The sequence below is a fragment of the Streptomyces sp. WAC03905 genome, from assembly GCF_057371075.1.
In genome coordinates this window covers 367588-383982 of sequence record NZ_JBXYDZ010000002.1, presented here as the reverse complement: position 1 = coordinate 383982, position 16395 = coordinate 367588, and the positions used below count along the sequence as shown (strand labels likewise).

12 protein-coding genes and 4 pseudogenes are annotated in these 16395 nt (G+C 67.2%); 10 read left to right on the top strand and 6 right to left on the bottom strand.

Annotation, left to right across the window (positions count from 1 at the left end):
* Nucleotides 1-36: 36 nt before the first annotated feature.
* The 4 genes and pseudogenes from AC2RP6_RS02660 to AC2RP6_RS02645 all read left to right on the top strand — a co-directional run.
* Entirely contained in the window at nucleotides 37-2640 is a 2604-nt protein-coding gene (locus AC2RP6_RS02660; protein ID WP_486444577.1) for an ATP-binding protein, read from the top strand.
* The gene (locus AC2RP6_RS02655) at nucleotides 2637-3554 is read left to right on the top strand and encodes a hypothetical protein (protein ID WP_486444576.1); all 918 of its coding nucleotides are present in this window, start codon (nucleotides 2637-2639) and stop codon (nucleotides 3552-3554) included. Before AC2RP6_RS02660 ends, AC2RP6_RS02655 begins: the two co-directional genes overlap by 4 nt.
* A 438-nt stretch (nucleotides 3555-3992) precedes the next feature.
* Nucleotides 3993-4382 carry a hypothetical protein gene (locus AC2RP6_RS02650; RefSeq protein ID WP_486444575.1) on the top strand — a complete coding sequence of 130 codons (390 nt, stop codon included), beginning with the start codon at nucleotides 3993-3995 and terminating at the stop codon, nucleotides 4380-4382.
* 169 nt (nucleotides 4383-4551) lie between these two features.
* Nucleotides 4552-4842, top strand: a pseudogene (locus AC2RP6_RS02645) (transposase); the annotation flags it as partial.
* Between the two features lie 41 nt (nucleotides 4843-4883).
* On the opposite strand, the gene AC2RP6_RS02640 reads toward AC2RP6_RS02645, so the two are convergent.
* Both AC2RP6_RS02640 and AC2RP6_RS02635 read right to left on the bottom strand, forming a co-directional pair.
* Nucleotides 4884-5758 (bottom strand): IS5 family transposase gene (locus AC2RP6_RS02640; protein WP_486444384.1). Its coding sequence is split into 2 segments (ribosomal slippage): nucleotides 4884-5365 and nucleotides 5365-5758, totalling 876 coding nucleotides; the frame shifts between segments, so codons are not numbered across the junction.
* A 55-nt stretch (nucleotides 5759-5813) separates the two neighbouring features.
* Nucleotides 5814-6946: pseudogene (locus tag AC2RP6_RS02635) on the bottom strand (IS630 family transposase).
* A gap of 225 nt (nucleotides 6947-7171) precedes the next feature.
* On the opposite strand from AC2RP6_RS02635, the gene AC2RP6_RS02630 reads away from it, so the two are divergent.
* Nucleotides 7172-7630 carry an alpha-ketoglutarate-dependent dioxygenase AlkB gene (locus AC2RP6_RS02630; RefSeq protein ID WP_486444574.1) on the top strand — a complete coding sequence of 153 codons (459 nt, stop codon included), beginning with the start codon at nucleotides 7172-7174 and terminating at the stop codon, nucleotides 7628-7630.
* A 55-nt stretch (nucleotides 7631-7685) separates the two neighbouring features.
* Here the strand turns inward: AC2RP6_RS02630 and AC2RP6_RS02625 are convergent, their stop codons facing one another.
* Complete coding sequence (locus tag AC2RP6_RS02625) at nucleotides 7686-7991, bottom strand: hypothetical protein (protein WP_486444573.1); 306 nt, start codon at nucleotides 7989-7991, stop codon at nucleotides 7686-7688.
* 451 nt (nucleotides 7992-8442) lie between these two features.
* Between AC2RP6_RS02625 and AC2RP6_RS02620 the strand changes: the two genes are divergently transcribed.
* On the top strand, nucleotides 8443-8784 hold the full coding sequence (locus AC2RP6_RS02620; RefSeq protein WP_486444572.1) for a hypothetical protein: 342 nt from the start codon (nucleotides 8443-8445) through the stop codon (nucleotides 8782-8784).
* A gap of 42 nt (nucleotides 8785-8826) precedes the next feature.
* Here the strand turns inward: AC2RP6_RS02620 and AC2RP6_RS02615 are convergent, their stop codons facing one another.
* The 3 genes from AC2RP6_RS02615 to AC2RP6_RS02605 all read right to left on the bottom strand — a co-directional run bounded on the left by AC2RP6_RS02615 (nucleotide 8827) and on the right by AC2RP6_RS02605 (nucleotide 11288).
* Nucleotides 8827-8994, bottom strand: a complete 168-nt coding sequence (locus tag AC2RP6_RS02615) for a hypothetical protein (RefSeq protein ID WP_158939436.1) — start codon at nucleotides 8992-8994, stop codon at nucleotides 8827-8829.
* 154 nt (nucleotides 8995-9148) lie between these two features.
* Complete coding sequence (gene istB, locus AC2RP6_RS02610; RefSeq protein WP_314250970.1) at nucleotides 9149-9955, bottom strand: IS21-like element helper ATPase IstB; 807 nt, start codon at nucleotides 9953-9955, stop codon at nucleotides 9149-9151.
* Nucleotides 9948-11288, bottom strand: a complete 1341-nt coding sequence (locus AC2RP6_RS02605; protein WP_486444571.1) for an IS21/IS408/IS1162 family transposase — start codon at nucleotides 11286-11288, stop codon at nucleotides 9948-9950. The genes istB and AC2RP6_RS02605 overlap by 8 nt, the downstream gene beginning before the upstream one ends.
* 1146 nt (nucleotides 11289-12434) lie before the next feature.
* Here AC2RP6_RS02605 and AC2RP6_RS02600 point away from each other — a divergent pair.
* The 4 genes and pseudogenes from AC2RP6_RS02600 to AC2RP6_RS02585 all read left to right on the top strand — a co-directional run.
* Nucleotides 12435-12896, top strand: coding sequence for an ATP-binding protein (locus tag AC2RP6_RS02600; RefSeq protein WP_486444570.1), 462 nt, complete (start codon nucleotides 12435-12437; stop codon nucleotides 12894-12896).
* A gap of 369 nt (nucleotides 12897-13265) precedes the next feature.
* Nucleotides 13266-13979: a transposase gene (locus AC2RP6_RS02595; RefSeq protein ID WP_486444623.1), complete on the top strand. Its 714-nt coding sequence runs from the start codon at nucleotides 13266-13268 to the stop codon at nucleotides 13977-13979.
* Between the two features lie 133 nt (nucleotides 13980-14112).
* Nucleotides 14113-15116: pseudogene (locus AC2RP6_RS02590) on the top strand (IS5 family transposase).
* Between the two features lie 114 nt (nucleotides 15117-15230).
* Nucleotides 15231-16347 (top strand): annotated as a pseudogene (locus AC2RP6_RS02585) (IS630 family transposase); the annotation flags it as partial.
* Nucleotides 16348-16395 lie beyond the last annotated feature (48 nt).

The following is a 16395-nucleotide window of genomic DNA, read 5'->3' as shown; positions in this document are numbered from 1 at the left end:
GCTTCGTCCTCACCACCAGCACAGAAGGAAGAACCCATGCGTCTCCCCGTCCGGCACATCAGCGGCCACCTCATCTGGACCACCGCCGCCACCGTGTGGGCGGTGTGGCGCGTCGACACCGAGAACTACACCCACGCCAGCAAGTCCACGAAGCGGGAGCGGCTGGACTCGTTGGAGTCCCTCTTCAAGTCCCTACGGGGCGAGGCCCTCCTGCTCAGCCTGTGCCCGAGCGTCGACGCCGCGTCGGTCGTCACCCGCATGACCGCCGGCGTCGACCTCGACGCCTCCCCCGAATACGTCGACCTGGCGCTGAAGGTCCTCGACCAGCTCCAGGACCTCGAGCTCACCGGCCGCGTCGACTTCCTCGCCGTCCCCCTGCCGCACCTCGACTTCAAGCAGAGCAGCCGGGCCGTCCTCTCCTCCCTCCAGGTCGAGGTCATGGGTGCGCTCGGCCTGCCGGTCGCCCCGATATCCCTCGCAGAGGAACGCCAGCGCCTGGAGCAGGCCAACCGCCTCGCCGCCGGCTGGCCGTCCGGCATCAAAATGCGTCCCGCCACCGAGACCGAGATCCTGTGGATATACGGGCACAGCGCCCGCCGCGGCCTGAACGAGCCGCTCCTTCCCGAGGACGGCGCACCGCGCGGCCTGCGCGGCCGCGGCCACACGGTGACCGCCCACACCCAGGTGATCCTGGACGAGGGCGGCCGCGGCACCCGGGCCTCCAAGGGCCCGACCAACCCCTTCAAGCGCCGCTACCTGCGCGCCACCAGCGAGCACGGCGACTCCTACCAGGCCTTCTGCGTGCTCTCCGAGATGCCGGAGGCCTTCCGGTTCCCGGGCTCCGAATACCTGGCGGCCTTGGACGAATTCAGCTTCCCCGTCGACTGGGCCGTCCGTCTGCACGTCGAGTCCGGCGCGAAGGCCGAGCCGAAGTCCCGCCGTCAGCAGCGCGAGCTCGCGCACCAGCGCGGCGAGTACGACGGCGAGACCTCCGGCGTGCCGGCCTCACTCGACAAGGCGTCCTTCGCCCTGGACGAGTACCGCGACCGTCTCACCGCCTCCAGCACCGAAGTCGAGATCCGCGCCACCGTCGCCACCTGCGTGTGGGGAACCAGCCCCGAGGAGGCCGACGAGAAGGCGACGTCGCTGGCCAACCACTTCGGCGGCAACGACTACACCCTCGTGCGGCCCACCGGCGACCAGGTCGCGCTGTTCCACGGCATGCTGCCCGGCACCAAGACCCCGGGCCCGATGCTCGACTACACCCAGTACCTGCTCGCCCGCGACTTCGCCATGTCGATGCCGTTCTGCGGCGCCGGCCTGGGCGACGACTCCGGCAGCCTCTTCGGCCTCCAGCTCAACGGGGGCGGAGTCCGCCCCGTGCTCGTCGACTTCTCCCACGGCCCCCGCGTCGACGCATCCGCATCCGCGGCATTCGTCGGCGAGCTCGGGTCCGGCAAGTCGGTGGCGATGAAGTGCGCGATGTACTCGATCCTCACCACCGGCCACCGCGCGGGGCAGAGGAACTCCCGCGGCCGCGCCCTGGTCATCGACCGCACCCCCCAGCAGGAATGGAGCCGGTTCGCGAAGGCGTGCCCCGGCACGACGCAGATCATCAACGTCGACGAGAACGCCGGCGTCTCCCTCGACCCCCTGCGCGTCTTCCGCGGCCCGCGCGCCGCCCGCTACACCGAGTCCTTCCTCACGCCACTGCTGGACATCGGCTCGATGAGCATCGAGGGCATCACCCTCGCTGAGGCCATCGAGGCCACCCGCCTCGGCCCCAAGCCGAGCATGACCGCGTTGATGGAGACGCTCACCGACCGGGCCCGTACGCCCGACCCGGAGGAGCCGAACGACGCCGCGGTCCGTGCCGCCGCCTCCGAACTCGTGCGCAAGCTGCGCTCGCTGGCTAAGAAGGACCTCGGCCGCACCATCTTCGACCCCACGCTCCCGGTCGTGCGGATCACGGCCGCCGACAGCATCGTGTTCGCCGTCGACCGCCTTGGCCTGCCCACGAAGGAAGAGCTCTCCGAGCACCGCCTCCCGAGCCTGGAGGTCGAAAAGCGGTTCGGCTGGCGCCTCATGTACCTGATGACGGCGCTCTGCCGCGAGATCGCTTTCGCCGACCCGAACGAGTTCGCCGGCGTCTTCCTCGACGAGTGCTGGTGGCTCACCTCCTCCGCCGAGGGCTCCAACCTGATGCTCGAGCTCATCGCCGACGGCCGCAAGCACAACGCCGGCGCCTTCGCCGGCAGCCACGACCCGTACGACATCGGCCCCAAGTCCGAGATCGGCGACAAGATCCGGGCGCTGCTCAGCCACATCTTCGTCTTCCGCCACCGCGGCAAGGCGCTGGCCGCCAGGTGCCTGGAGTTCCTCGACCTCGACCCGGCCGACGACGAAATGCTCAAGGTCATCACCGAGAACCTCTCCCCGCTCAACGTCAGCGAGACCGAGCGCGCCCTGCGCGCCGGCGAAGGCCTGTACCGCGACCTCCGCAAGCGCATCGGCGGCATCAAGGTGCTGATCCCCGCCGATGAGAACGCGGCCGCCGCCATCACCACGACGCCCGGGCAGAACGACGAAGAGGACGACGAGGCCGTGGAGTTCGCCGAGGCGGACGGAGCCCTCGCATGAGCCGCATACCGCGAAGGGGGATCAAGCGGCGCCTGGGACTGATCGCCGTCCTGCTGGCCGTGTTCACCGTGGTGCTGGCCCCTGCAGCAAGCGCGGACCCGTCGCCGTCGCCGAGCACGTCCGCACCGGCGAAGCCGGGGGCCGGACCGAATCTGAACCAGAAGCCGAAGGACGGGTCCGACGGCCTGCTCCAGCCGTTCAACGTCACCGACAAGAACGGCGTCCCGATCTCCTCCTACACCGTCAAGACGGACACGGGCGGCTGGAAGGACATCGACCTCAAGATCTGGAACATCATCGCCCAGCTGTTCTTCGGCGCCTCGAAGTGGGTCATCGGCTTCACCTGCTGGCTGGTCGACTGGGCACTCGACTTCGGGCTGGCCAAGGTCATGGTCGGCCCCGTCGAGGACATCTCCAGCACCATCAAGAACCAGGTCATCGACAGGCTGGGGCTCCCCGGCCTGTTCCTGACGTTCGCCGGCTTCTACTGCGGCTGGCTCATCCTCTTCAAGGAGCGCTCGCGGGGCTTCGCAGAGATCGCGGTCTCCCTGGTCGTCGCGGCCCTGACCACCACCGTCCTCGTCTCACCGGCTCAGGTGCTGCTCGGCCAGCACGACCAGGCGCAACCCCAGGGCTCCACCATGCTGCTCTCGGAGGAGGGCCTGCTGGGGAAGTCGAAGGACTTCACCCTGGAGATCGCCAGCATCGTGCTGGCCGACGATCCCGCGAGCGCCAAGGGCAGCGCCGACCCCGAACGTGTCGAAGCCGATCACGAACGCGCTGGTGGAGGCGTTCATCGTCAAGCCCAACCAGCTCATGGTCTACGGGCAGACCTTCGACGGAAAGTGCGACAAGGCCACGGGGCCGGGAAACGGTCCGCAGAGTCAGGTCGAGGAAGTCCTGGGACCAGTTGACAAGCTGGCCTCCGTAGGCGGAGTCCGCCCAGACCTGGGGCAGCTGGGGCTTGACGGCAGACCCATAGGACTCCGTGGACCATCAAAATCCAAGTCTCTCCGGTGTGTAGATCCAGGGCCAAGGCCCACTGCATAACGCCCCTCAATCAGTTTACCCTTGAGTATTAACTACCCATGACACGCCCTCACGCCTTACGAATCATAATGACCATAAATCCACTATGACCCTTCAAGCGGCCACCTATCTACCGAAAGAGAAAAATGACTGCAAGTCTTTTAAGTCGAATTAATCGACCCGCCATTACTGCAGCTGCGGTCATGGGAATAGCGCTATCTTTAACTTCTCCTCAAGCTCACGCGGCCTCTACTATTACAGCCAACCTTCAGATGACAACTACATCTGAATGGACTACAGCAAGTATTACTGCACATCTCCCCATGACCCGGGAGGAGGCGGCGGGATACCTGTATAACGGTGCAAGGGCGTACGTCATGTGCTGGGGTGACGATGAATTGTCGGATGATAACCTCTTCCCATATGAAGCTGATCATGTAGCGAACAAGAAGAAGATATACAGTCCGTCCTACCCCGTCTATGCCGCCGAAGATGGCGTCAGGATTCATATGAAAATTCAGGTCCAGCGAGGCCAGACGCCTCTCATGAAAGATGAGAAAGCTGGCTGGCCGCACGGCCGATATGGCTTCAACGAGGACACCATCATCCCCTCTGGCGAAGATATGGACGAGGTCTTCTGCAGAGTCAGGTGGGTGGATGGCGACGGTGGAAAGCTAACCGCCTTCACCCCCGTCAGGAAGAGCATGTACTAACGAGCTCGTGCACGGTAAGCGGTGAGACGTCGAGGGCTCCGGTAGCACCGATGCTCACCCCTGTCGTCGTGGGCTCAGCTTGTTCTTTATCTTCTGGTCTCGAACGGCGTCTCGTACGGGGTCGCTCACCTGGGGGTTCGCCGGACGTGGGGGCGGCCTTCGTCTGATCATGTGCTCTGGCCAAGGTGCACCGATCAAGACGAAGGCCGTGAGGGTGAGTCTGCTGGCTGGTGTTGTCCGGAGGGAGGCGTTCACGGAAGCGTCACGCCTCCGGGGTGAGTTCTACGAGTGTCTGACGGCCCGGCGTGACGAGTTGTTCGAGTTGGTGGACGCGGTGCTGTGCGCCGATGGTGCGGTGAAGTCTCCGGTGGACCTGACGCTGGTGCCCGAGCACCGCCGTGGGCACGGCGCGCTGTACGGAGCCCTCGACCACGGCCGGATCAACGTCGACGGGTTGCGGTTTCCGACTCAGGTCACTAGGGCCTGTTGTGAAAGTGCTGGTCACAGCCATTCGTTGATGGCTGCGATCAGCACTGTCGCTTCGTAACGGACGGCGAGTTTGTCGTACCGGGTGGCGACGGCCCGGTGGCGCTTGAGCCGGTTGATCCCGCACTCGACCGCGTGCCGCTGCTTGTAGTCGTCCTTGTCGAACTTTGGCGGGCGCCCGCCGCGCGATCCGCGCTTGAGGCGATTGCGGACCCGGTCCGCCGGAACCGGGATGGTGGCTTTGATTCCGCGTCTGCGCAGGTAGGAGCGGTTGCTGCGGGAGTCGTAGGCCTTGTCGGCCCGGACCCGGTCTGGCCGCTTGCGCGGCCTGCCGAGCCCGAGCCGGGGCACCCGGATCGCCTCCAGGACCGGCTCGAACTGCGGGGAATCACCCCGCTGCCCAGCCGTGATCACCACCGACAGAGGCTTCTGCCCCTGCTCGACCGCGAGGTGGATCTTGCTGGTCAGTCCGCCACGGGAGCGTCCGAGACCGTGGTCGGCCGGCTCGACGAACACTCCGCCGGGCGGCTCCTTCTGGAGGTCCCCCTTTCTGCCGCCCCGGCGGCGTGCTGATGGGCCCGGCAGACGGTGGAGTCGACATTCACGTCCCAGGTGATCAGGCCCTTCGCATCAGCCTCGGCCTGGAGCCGCGTGAGGATCCGGGCCCACGTGCCGTCCCGCTGCCAGCGCCGGAACAGGTCATAGACCCGGTCCCACGGCCCATAGCGTTCGGGCACGTCCCGCCAGGGAGCGCCGGTTCGGGTCCGCCACCGTATGCCGTCTATCAGCTGCCGCCGTGTCCATACCTGCGGACGGCCCGGCTTGATGCCCGTCGGCAGCAACGGCTCAAGCCGGGCCCACTGGCCGTTCGTCAGATCTCCACGTCCCACGACAGGTGATCATCAACGAACAAGATCCACTTTCGCAACAGGCCCTAGTGCCGCATCAGGCAACGTTTGCCCTGTCGACAATGGCGCGTAGGCGTCGATCGTCGGCGTGGCGGTTTCGCCAGATGATGTAGCGGCGGATCATGCTGCCCTGTTCGTGGTGGGTGGCGTGGTCGGTGCCGTCGAGGGCGAAGTAGCGCAGGGCGGTGAACTGGGCCTCGATCCTGTTGAGCCAGGAGCTGTTGGTCGGTGTGTAGGCGATTTCCACGTTGTTCGCCGCGGCCCAGGTCCCGACCCGCGGGCACCGCTTGGTGGTCAGGTGGGGCGAGTAGTTGTCACAGATGATCGCGATGCGCACGGCCAATGGGCGCAGTGAGCGCAAATAGCGGCAGAACTCCAGGAACTTGGAGCGGTTCTTGGTCTTCTTGATGTGGCCGTAGAGCTGGTCCTTACCCAGGTCGTAGGCGGCGAACAGGTGGCGGACCCCGTGCGGGCGGGTGTAGGTCGCGCGGCGTCGCGGTCGGGGCTCGCGGTCGGGGTCCTTGTGCTTACCGCCGCGTTCGGCCCACTGGCGGCCGGGGTGGGGTTGGAGGTTGAGCGGGCCGAACTCGTCCATGCAGAAGACGACTCCGGGCTCGTCCTTGTAGGGTATGACCTCGCCGTCGGCGATCGCGTAGAGGTGCTCGACTCGGGCCTTCTTGGCCGCGTAGTCGGGGTCGCGGGAGGTCTTCCAGGTCTTCAGGCGTTGAAAGGAGACGCCTTCCTCGCGGAGCAGGATGCGCAGGCCCTCGTGGCTGATGTCGTCGACCACCCCCTCAGCGACCAGGAGTCGGCCAGCTTGGCCAGACTCCAGGTCGAAAACGGCAGGCCGTGCTCGGCTGGCTTCGACTTGGCGGTCTTCTTGATCTTCCGGCGCTCCGGCAGCGTGAACGTCTTGGGCCGGCCACCGGAATACTTCGGATACAGACACTCGAAGCCGTCGGCGTTGAAGTTGTGGATCATATCCCGGACCCTGTCGTCGGAGGTGAACGTCACCTCGGCAATCCTCGTCACGGACAGGCCCTGGGCCGATAAGAGCACCATTTGCGCACGCCGCCAGGTCACCACCGACCCCGAGCCCCGGCGCACGATCTGCAGCAGGCGCCGCCCCTCGTCGTCATCGATCTCCCGTACCCGCACCCGCTCAGTCATCCGCACAGTGTCCCGGAGCTTTCCGCTCCACGGCCATATCCGGCGTATTCGGCTTCCTCCGTTCCCAAAGAGGTGGCGCAAGGCTGGCTACTGTTCGGGGCATGTCTGAGACTTCCGGCCAGCTTTCCCTGGGCATCGACGCCATATCCCGACCGCAGCCCTCCGCTGGGGTGCCGGGCCTCGGACATCGACGCCGCGCCATGGTCGGCGCAGTTGAAGCGGCGCGTGCAGCACTACGGCCACCGCTACGACTACGGCCGCCGCAGCGTGGCAGCCGACCGGCAGGCAGCCGCGCCGCCGCTTACCGCGTGGGCCCGCCAGACGGCCGCCCGCCTGGCGCGTGAAGGCCTGATGGACCAGGAAGCGGAGCAGGTGATCGTCAACGAGTACCAGCCGGGTCAGGGGATCAGCGCCCATATCGACTGCCTGCCATGCTTCGGTCCGGTCATCACCGCTATCTCGCTGGGCTCTGGCTGCCTCATGGACTTCACCCATCCCGAGGACGGCACGAAGCTGGCCGTGCCGCTCGCACCAGGCAGCCTGCTGGTCATGACCGGCCCGGCCCGCTACACCTGGCGCCATGCCATCGCCGCACGCAAGAGCGATCCCGGAACCACCGGCCGCGTCCCACGCAGCCGACGCGTATCGGTGACCTTCCGCACCCTGCTGCATCCCGACCAGTAGCCTCCACCGAACCAGCGCTATACCCCCGACAGGGCGAACGTTGCCCGATGCGGCCCTAGTCGATACAGGTCAGGGTGGCGAGCTCGACGTGGTCGAGGGTCTGCCACGGACCACCGGGCTTGATCGTTTCGGCCTTGAACAGGCCGATCGTGGACTCCATGAACGCGTTGTCGAGTGCGTCGCCGACAGTTCCGACGCTCGGGGCGGCTCCGGCTTCGGACAGGCGCTGGGTGTAGCGAATCGCCAAGATCGGCTGCCGGGCGTCGCTGTGATGCACCAGCCCGTGCAGGTCACCGAGTCCTTCGCGGTCGCGGGACCAGATCGCCATCTCCAGGGCGTCCAGGACCAGGCTGGTGCGCATATGGTCGGCGGCCCCGCGACGTAGACGGTGCCGGCCAGGTGGCCACGCAGGGCCTCACGGTGGACGCCGGGCTGGTCGGCGACCCGGGAAAACGAACCGACCTTCTGACCGGTCTCCTGACGTATCTCGAACACGAGCCGCACGGCCCGCTCCCGTAGCTCGGCAGGGTACTTTCTCGGTGCTGGCATGCCTCCAACCCTTCCAGGGCTCAGAACCTTCACTCGTTCACCGGCTGGCACCGCCACGTCACCCTCGTCACCGCCGCCCACCTGTTCCTGACCGAACAACGGAGGAACCCAGAAGCCCCTGATGCGGATCTCGAATATTCCCCGGACCTGCTCTTCGCCTCAGTTGGTTCACGGAGTGAACCAACTGAGGAAGGCCGTGAGCGAGGCCGAGTACGACTGGCTGCTCATCGAGTGGTGTCAGACCCCTGGGCGATGATCTGGGCATGCTGCAAGCGAGAGATGAACACGGCCGACGGGTGAGGGATCCGAAGGAATCCGCGTTGAGCCGGATGGTGGCGAACCTCGGCCGGGGCAACGCCTTCGTGATCGTCGAGCGACTCGACGGTGAGGCGGACGGCGACTGGTATGTGCAGGTGTGGCTGAGGGATGACAACACCTATCAGCTGGAGTTCCGCGACGGGACCGCGGCGGAGCACTACCAGACCAGGACGATCTCTCAGGAAAGGGTGATCGCTGCCTTGGGCGGCTGGGCTGAGGAACGTCCGGGGTGGAAGGACGCCTTCATGTGGAACAACATCAGCACCATGTTCACGGACGAGGACTGACCCTGCCGTCTAGGTGGTCGGCAGGGTCGTTGACCTGCTCTTTCAGTTGCGGCGCATCGGAATGACGTCCGGGTTGGCCATCGGTATGGTGGGTCGTGCGGCCTCGGGGGTGGCCAGCAGGGCGACGATGGTGACGGGCTTGTCGCAGTGCGGGCAGTTCCGGACGGCCGTGGGCGCGAGTGGTGTCGGATCCGGCGACGCCGCCGTCATCGTCTCGCTTTCAGAAGCGCTGGTTGTTCCGTCGCGTTCCCGGCGCCGACGTCGGCTTGCCTCTGCTTTGCATCGGGGGGTGCAGTAGGTGTGCCGAACCCCCGCACTGGGGTTGACCTGGAATGACGTCCAGCAGATAGGGCACTCCCGGAACTCAACCAGCACGTCCGGTCACCCCTTTGCGGAGGTTGTCGGAGTGGGACTGGTGCGAGCGGAGACGGTAGGACGGTCCGTCGATGCCGACCACGGCTGCACGGTGCAGGAGCCGGTCGAGCATCGCGGCGGCAACGGTCGCGTCGCCGAAAGCGCCGGCCCAATCTGCAATACCGACATTGGTCGTGAGGATCGTGCTCGACTTCAGATACCTCTGGTTGATCACCTGGAAGAGGGCCGAAGCCCCGTCGCCCGGCAGTGGGAGGTAGCCGAGTTCGTCGATCACGAGCAGGCGGGGGCCCGCGAAGAACCGCATGATGCTCGACCAGCGGCCTTCGAGCGCGGCCTTGTGGCACTTGGCCGCGAGTTCGGCCGCGGTGGTGAAGTAGACGCGGTGGCCGGCATCGACCGCGGAGCGGGCGAGTGCGACGGCGAGCATCGTCTTGCCGACGCCGGGCGGGCCGACCAACAGGACGTTGGAGGCGTTGTCGAGGAACCGCAGCGTGGCCAGGTCACGGATGAGCTTCTCGTCGACGCCAGGCTGGGCGGCGAAGTCGAAGTCGTTGAGAGTCCATGGTTCTGGCAGACAGGCGAACCTCAGCCGGGAGGAGAGTTTGCGTGCTTCAGTCGCCTCGACTTCGATCTCGAGGAGCTTCTCCAGGGCAGTGGTGAGGGTCATCCGCTCGGCGCGGGCCTGGTCCAGGACGCGGGGAAGGGCTTCGGCGGCATCGTTGAGTTTCAGATAGGACAGGTGTCCTCGCAGCTGCTGGTAGCGGCGGGCCTCGCTCATCGGCATGGTGTCACTCACTCTCGCACTCCTGGTCTTCGTGGGTGGGGGCCTGCCGGAGCCGGTCGGCGACGGCGGCGTAGTGGGCCAGGTCGATCACGACCCGGTTCGCGACGTCTGATTCAGGTCGGCCGCGAAGCTTTTCGGCTTCTGCCTGGGCCGCGGCCGATGGAGGCCGCCGGACCTTGGTGCGGCAGGGCGCTTTGTCGGAGAACGAGGCGAGTACGGCTCGTTCGAGGGCGATGACGTGTCCGGCGTCGCGGATGGTCTGCCCGGCGCCGTCCGGTGCCCGGCGGTGGTGGGCGATGACCGCGCGGCCGGCGGTGGCCACGTGCAGGTCGTCCTCGCCGAGACGGATCCGGACTGTGACGTGGGCGCCGGTCAGCCCGGGCGGGACGGAGTAGTGGTTGCCGGCGAAGGAGACCAGCCCTTGAGGGCTGACGACGCGAGTCTGCTCCAGCTCAGCGGGGAACGGGCGGGTCGGCAGCTCCAGCAGCGGCTCGGCTTCAGCGAGCGCGGCGACGGTAGTCGCGGCTCCGTCGAGCTTGCGTTTGCGCAGGTCCATCTGCACGGCCAGTTTGTCGATGCCACTCTGGCCTGCCTCGATGCTGATGCCGTCCGGGACGGTCCGCCACCAGCGTTGGGCCGCGGAGTGGTTGGCCTTCTCTACGACACCTTTGCGGTTGCCTCGTCGCGGTGGGCAGATGTCGACGCCGGCTCCGTAGTACTTCGCAACGGCGGCGAAGGTCGGCAGGATCCGTCCGGTCGGCGGGTGGCAGACGGTGGCCATCCGGTCGAACCGCCACCTCCGGGCGGTTCCGCCCAGCCGCCGCAGCACCGCGTCGATCGCCTGGACCAGGTGCGGAAAGGTCTCCGCCTCCGCGAGCACGGCCCGCCACCGGCCCGAGTGCGCCAGGGCACCGACCAGGAGGTGCGCGTTGGCACCGACGCCCCACTCCGCGGGCGGGTCCGGGAGCTCGACCCAGTCGAACTGGATCTCCTCGCCCGCAGGGTGCTCGATGATCGCCACGTCGCGGCCGTTGGAGGCTTGGCACGGTTCGCAGTGCGGCCGCGCTTGGTATCGCCGCAGGGCCCGGGTGAAGGTGGAGTAGCCGCCTGCGTAGCCGAGTTCCACCACTTCATCGAAGAGCGTTGAGGCCCACAAGTGAGGGTCATCGCTCAGTCGTTGGCGGCAGTACTCCAGGAAGGGCATGAACGCGTCCGGCGACTGGCGGCGGTATCCAGGAACTCGCTCGCCGTTCAGATAGGCGCGGATCGTTTTGCGGTCGTGCCCCAGATGCCGGGCGATCGCCGAGACCGACCAGCCCTGACGACGTAGCGCGTGAGCATCCACGTCTTCCTCCCAGGTGAGCATTCAGGCCCCTCGAACAGGCCGAACTTGTGCTCACGCAGGCTCTCCACGACACGCCGACACCAGTTCGACACGCCGAGAAGGATCACGCAAAGGGTGGGGAGATCACCTGAGCAGGTTTGGCCACCCGAAGAGCAGCACCTGGGGAGGTTCAAAGAGCGCCATCACCCCCTGCCAGGGCCTGCCCCTCTACCAGGCTCCGGACCTCCTCCAACACCTCATCACCACCTGGACCGGCACCTGCCCCACCTGCCAACAAACAGTCCCATGGTAACGACCTGAGTCCGGAATTCTGTTTCGAATTGGGCCCCGCGCTCGAATGCCAGCGAGACGACGCGCCGGCCAAGGGGCAGGTTGCTCGCGAGCAGATCTTCGAGGGTCTCCTCAGCCGACTGGACGAGGAAAAGTCCTGGTCCCTCCCCACCGAGGGCCTATCCCGGTCAGTTCAACGGTCGAGGCAGAAGTTGGATCACCACAACCGAGGTGTCCTCGATCGGTGAAGCGTGGACGGCGCGGACCGTCCAGCTGCCAGGCCCGAGCGGAACGGGCGCCTGCTCCGGCAAGCCTCCGCCGTTCGGAAACTCAACACCCAGCTCGCCCTGGCTGTCGCGAAGACCCTGAACACCGCCGGACCGTCCTCTCCCACACGCCGCACTCCTCCGACGCGGTGGTGGGGTCGGCAACCGGCCTGCCGCCCGACTACTCGATCTATTTCGACAGTCTTGATGAAAATGGTCCGCAAGGTCGTCGACCGCCTGACGAACGGGCCGGCGACACCATCCGGGCACTGGCGAACCGACTGGTTCTACGCCGCGGTGCACCGCCTCCTGGCTGACGCCCGAGCGGACTTCCGCGGACTCGGCGGCACGATAAGCAAACAGCCGTTAACGGCTGTGCCTCCGACTCCTGCCCCAGATGTAGAGCATCCCGTTTCGCTGAACTGCCAGCGTGCGCGGCGCACCCCGCCTGCGCTCGCAGCCCGACATATGCCCACCCCGTAAACCCGGTGCCCGATTTCTTCCCCTTTGGGTATTGCTTACTCGGGGTTTTTGTGCTGCAGAGGCGTGTGATGGAAACAGCAGACGAGGACGCAAGGCTCCCGGCCCCACTGGATAGGCAGTGATCCTGATGACGACCACCACCATCTCCTCCACTAACCCGCAGACCCTGCCGCGGGCCGCCGAGACGGGTGAGTATGTTTTCGGCCTGCCGCTCGAGCACAGCCCGCTGGCCCCGGCCACCGCCCGCCACGCCGCCCAGCCCATGCTGGAATCCTGGGGATTGGACGAGGAGCAGGTCTACGACGCGCTGCTGATCATCTCCGAACTGGTCACCAACGCAATCGTCTACGCCCTGCCCCCCGTCATCCTCCAGCTGCACGCCGCCGCGGACGAGTTCATGCAGGTGCGGGTGCACGTCAGTGACGGCGGCCCCCAGCCCGCCACCGCCGCGGTCGGCTGGCCCGCCAAGCGTCCCGAGGGCGAGCACGGACGGGGCGGGAACATCATCACTACTCTCGCCGACCAAGTCGGCACCGGCTGCGACGCCGATGGCCTCATCGACTACTGGGCCACCCTCGACGCCGCATAACACCCACCACCTGCCACCCTGGACACATTCCGGATGGCCGGATCGCTGGAAAAACCTACCGGGTGCTGCGGGCCGCGACTGGTGCACCCTCGTCGCGCCTGACGGCCCCGGCCTCATAACCTCCTGCCCCACTACCAGGTCGGCCTCTCGTCCTCGGCTGCACTCCAGACCCTCTATACTCCCCGGGATGAAGCGCACCGCTGCACCCACCTGCCGGTTTGGGAGCCGTTAAGGGTGCCCGGCAAGGGCCGGCCAGGCCCGCGCGGCCCTAAAGGGTGTTGCAGAAGGCGTGGTCTTGGGCATTTCTCCTGTATGGGTGGGGTGTTGCGGGCTGAGCCGGTGTGAGTGGAGACGTTCACGGGCTTGCGGATGGACCGGTTCGCGAAGCTGGTGAAAGTGGTGAAGGAGCGGGGCGGGAACGGTCCCGGTGGGGGCCGTCCGTGGTGCCTGCCGCTGGCGGACCGGGTCCTCTTAGTCGCCGTGTACTACCGCACCAACCTCACGATGAGGCAGCTCGCCCCACTCTTCGGGATCTCCCCGGCCACCGTCTGCCGGGTCATCCACCGCCTGCGGCCGCTCCTGGCGCTCGAGCCCGCACCGCGGCCCGCCGCCGACGTGGACCGGCTGTGGATCGTGGACGGCACCCTCGTCCCGGTCCGCGACCGGAAAGTGGGCGCCTCCTCGAGGAACTACCGGTTCTCGGCAAATGTGCAGGTCATCATCGACGCCGACACACGCCTGGTCATCGCCTCCGCCCGGCCGGCACCGGGCAACAAGGCCGACGCCCACGTCTGGCGGGAGTCGGACCTGCCGGCCGCCGCGGCCGGGACGACGGTCATCGCGGACGGCGCCTACCTCGGCACCGGACTGATCGTCCCGCACCGCAGACGAGCCGGACGCCCCCTCCTGCGCGGCCAGGAGGAGGACAACGCCGAACACCGCCGGGTCCGCGCCCGCGTCGAGCACACCTTCGCCCGCATGAAGAACTGGAAGATCCTTCGCGACTGCCGCCAGAAGAGCGACGGCCTCCACCACGCCGTCCAGGCCGTCGCCACCATGCACAACCTCGCCATGGCCCGGTGAAACAACAGGTCAAAAGCCACTCCGACCTGCCCAAGCCCGGCCTTCTGCAACACCCTTTAGGGCCTGTATTGGGTCGTGATCGGTTTGTCGGATCTGCCCTCGCTGCGGGGGTGGATCCGGTAGTCCGGTGCGTGTGACGCGTGCGCAACTGACGGACGATGAGTGGGGATTCATCGAGCCGTATCTGCCGATTGGTGAGTACGGCCCGTATCCCGAGCGGCTGCGGGAGCAGTTCGAGGGCGTGATCTGGAAGTTTCGTTCGGGAGCGCAGTGGCGGGAGATGGCGGAGCGGTTCGGTGCCTGGTCCACGGTGCACAACAGGTTCAGGCAGTGGCGGGACGGCGGGGTCTTTGAGGGACTGCTGGAAGGCGTGATCGCCGAGGCGGCTGGGCGGGGCAGGGCTGACATGTCGCTGGTCAGCGTGGACTCCACGACGGTCCGCGCCCATCACGACGCGGCCGGGATGCGCTTAGAGAAGGAGGTTCTGGACGCTCTGGAGAAGGCCGCCCTCGAGGCGGAGGCGGCCCGGCAAAAAAAGGGGCGACACGGCGGAACAAGACGGACACGGCAACGCCGGGGATCCCGGCCGGGCCGAGCGACGGCGCGTCCGGCGACGGCGCAAGCTCCGTCTGAAAGCAGCTCTGCTCGGGCGATCGCGAGGCGGGCAGACCAGCAAAATCCACCTGGCTGCCGACCGCCGCTGCCGGCCTCTGGCCCTGACCTGACCGCGGGGCAGGCCGCGGACAGCCCCCAGTTCATCCCCGTGCTCAAGAAGGTGCGGGTCCGCGGGCCCGCCGGACGTCCGCGCACCCGGCCCGGCGCGGTCGCCGGGGACAAGGCCTACTCGTCCCGCGACAACCGCTCCTACCTGCGCAAACGCGGGATCAAGGCAGTCATCCCGGAGAAGAAGGACCAGGCCGCCAACCGGAAGAACAAAGGCCGCAGGGGCGGCCGGCCAGTCACCCACGACACCGACCTCTACAAGGAACGCAACACCGTCGAGCGCCTGATCAACAAGCTGAAGGCCTGGCGAGGCATCGCCACACGCTACGACAAGAACCCCGCAGCTACCTCGCAGGCCTCCACCTCCGTGCCGCCATGATCTGGATCAAAGACCTCACCCGGACCGACCTTTGATCACGACCCAATACGCGCCCTAGTGCTGTGACCGGGAAGGTTCGCCGGGTTGGCGGTGCGGGGTCCAGTGCCGGTTGGATGGGTGGATGTCCGAGTCGGTCTGGGGAGGCGTTGGTGTCGGAGCCGGTCCGAGTGCGAAGACTGACTGATCAGGAGGGGCAGCAGTTACAGCGGATCGTGCGGCGGGGCAGTACCAACTCGGTGCGCTGCCGGCGGGCGATGCTGCCTCTGGCCTCGGCCGGCGGCAACTGGGTTCCGGTGATTGCCCGGCTGGTGCAGGCGGACGAGGACACGGTGCGGGATACGATCCACCGGTTCAATGAGACCGGGCTGGCCTGCCTGGACTCTCGGTGGGCGGGAGGCCGTCCCCGCCTGCTCGGTCCTGACGACGAGGACTTCGTCGTCCAGACGGCCACCACCCGACCCACCAAGCTGGGCCAGCCTTTCACCCGCTGGTCGATACGCAAACTGCTCCCCTACCTGCTCCGGGCCCCCGGCCGGGTGATCCGCCTCGGCCGCGAGGCCCTGCGCTGCCTGCTCGCCCGGCGCGGCGTCACCTTCCAGCGGACCAAGACGTGGAAGGAGTCCACCGATCCCGAGTACGACGCCAAGCTGGAGCGGATCGAGCACGTCCTGGAGCACTTCCCGGACCGGACGTTCGCGTTCGACGAGTTCGGACCGCTGGGCATCCGCCCCGCCGGCGGGTCCTGCTGGGCGGAGCAGGGACGGCCTGACCGGATCCCGGCGACCTACCACCGCACCCACGGAGTGACGTACTTCCACGGCTGCTACTCGGTCGGCGACGACACCCTGTGGGGAGTGAACCGGCGCCGCAAGGGCGCCGCCAACACGCTTGCCGCACTGAGGTCGGTCCGGGCCGCCTGCCCCGATGGCGCCCCGGTCTATGTGATCCTGGACAACCTCTCCGCCCACAAGGGGGGCCAATAACCGGCGGTGGGCGCTGAAGAACAAAGTCGAGCTGTGCTTCACCCCGACCAACGCGTCCTGGGCCAACCCGATCGAGGCGCACTTCGGACCGCTGCGGCAGTTCAGCCTGGCCAACTCCCGCCACCCGAACCACACGGTCCAGACCCGCGCCCTGCACGCTTACCTGCGCTGGCGCAACGCCAACCCCCGCCACCCCGACGTCCTTGCCGCCCAGCGCCGCGAGCGCGCCCGCATCCGCAGCGAAAAAGGCCTGCGCTGGGGCGGACGCCCGCTTGCCGCCGCTGGCCGCGGGCCGCTGGCCGCGGGCCGCTGGCCGCGGGCCGCTGGCCGC

Coding starts and splice junctions, on each gene's coding strand:
- AC2RP6_RS02660 (WP_486444577.1), top strand. CDS start 37: ATGCGTCTCCCCGTCCGGCACATCAGCGGCCACCTCATCTGGACCACC.
- AC2RP6_RS02655 (WP_486444576.1), top strand. CDS start 2,637: ATGAGCCGCATACCGCGAAGGGGGATCAAGCGGCGCCTGGGACTGATC.
- AC2RP6_RS02650 (WP_486444575.1), top strand. CDS start 3,993: ATGACCCGGGAGGAGGCGGCGGGATACCTGTATAACGGTGCAAGGGCG.
- AC2RP6_RS02625 (WP_486444573.1), bottom strand. CDS start 7,991: ATGCGCACCAGCCTGGTCCTGGACGCCCTGGAGATGGCGATCTGGTCC.
- AC2RP6_RS02620 (WP_486444572.1), top strand. CDS start 8,443: ATGCTGCAAGCGAGAGATGAACACGGCCGACGGGTGAGGGATCCGAAG.
- AC2RP6_RS02615 (WP_158939436.1), bottom strand. CDS start 8,994: ATGACGGCGGCGTCGCCGGATCCGACACCACTCGCGCCCACGGCCGTC.
- AC2RP6_RS02600 (WP_486444570.1), top strand. CDS start 12,435: ATGACGACCACCACCATCTCCTCCACTAACCCGCAGACCCTGCCGCGG.
- AC2RP6_RS02595 (WP_486444623.1), top strand. CDS start 13,266: ATGGACCGGTTCGCGAAGCTGGTGAAAGTGGTGAAGGAGCGGGGCGGG.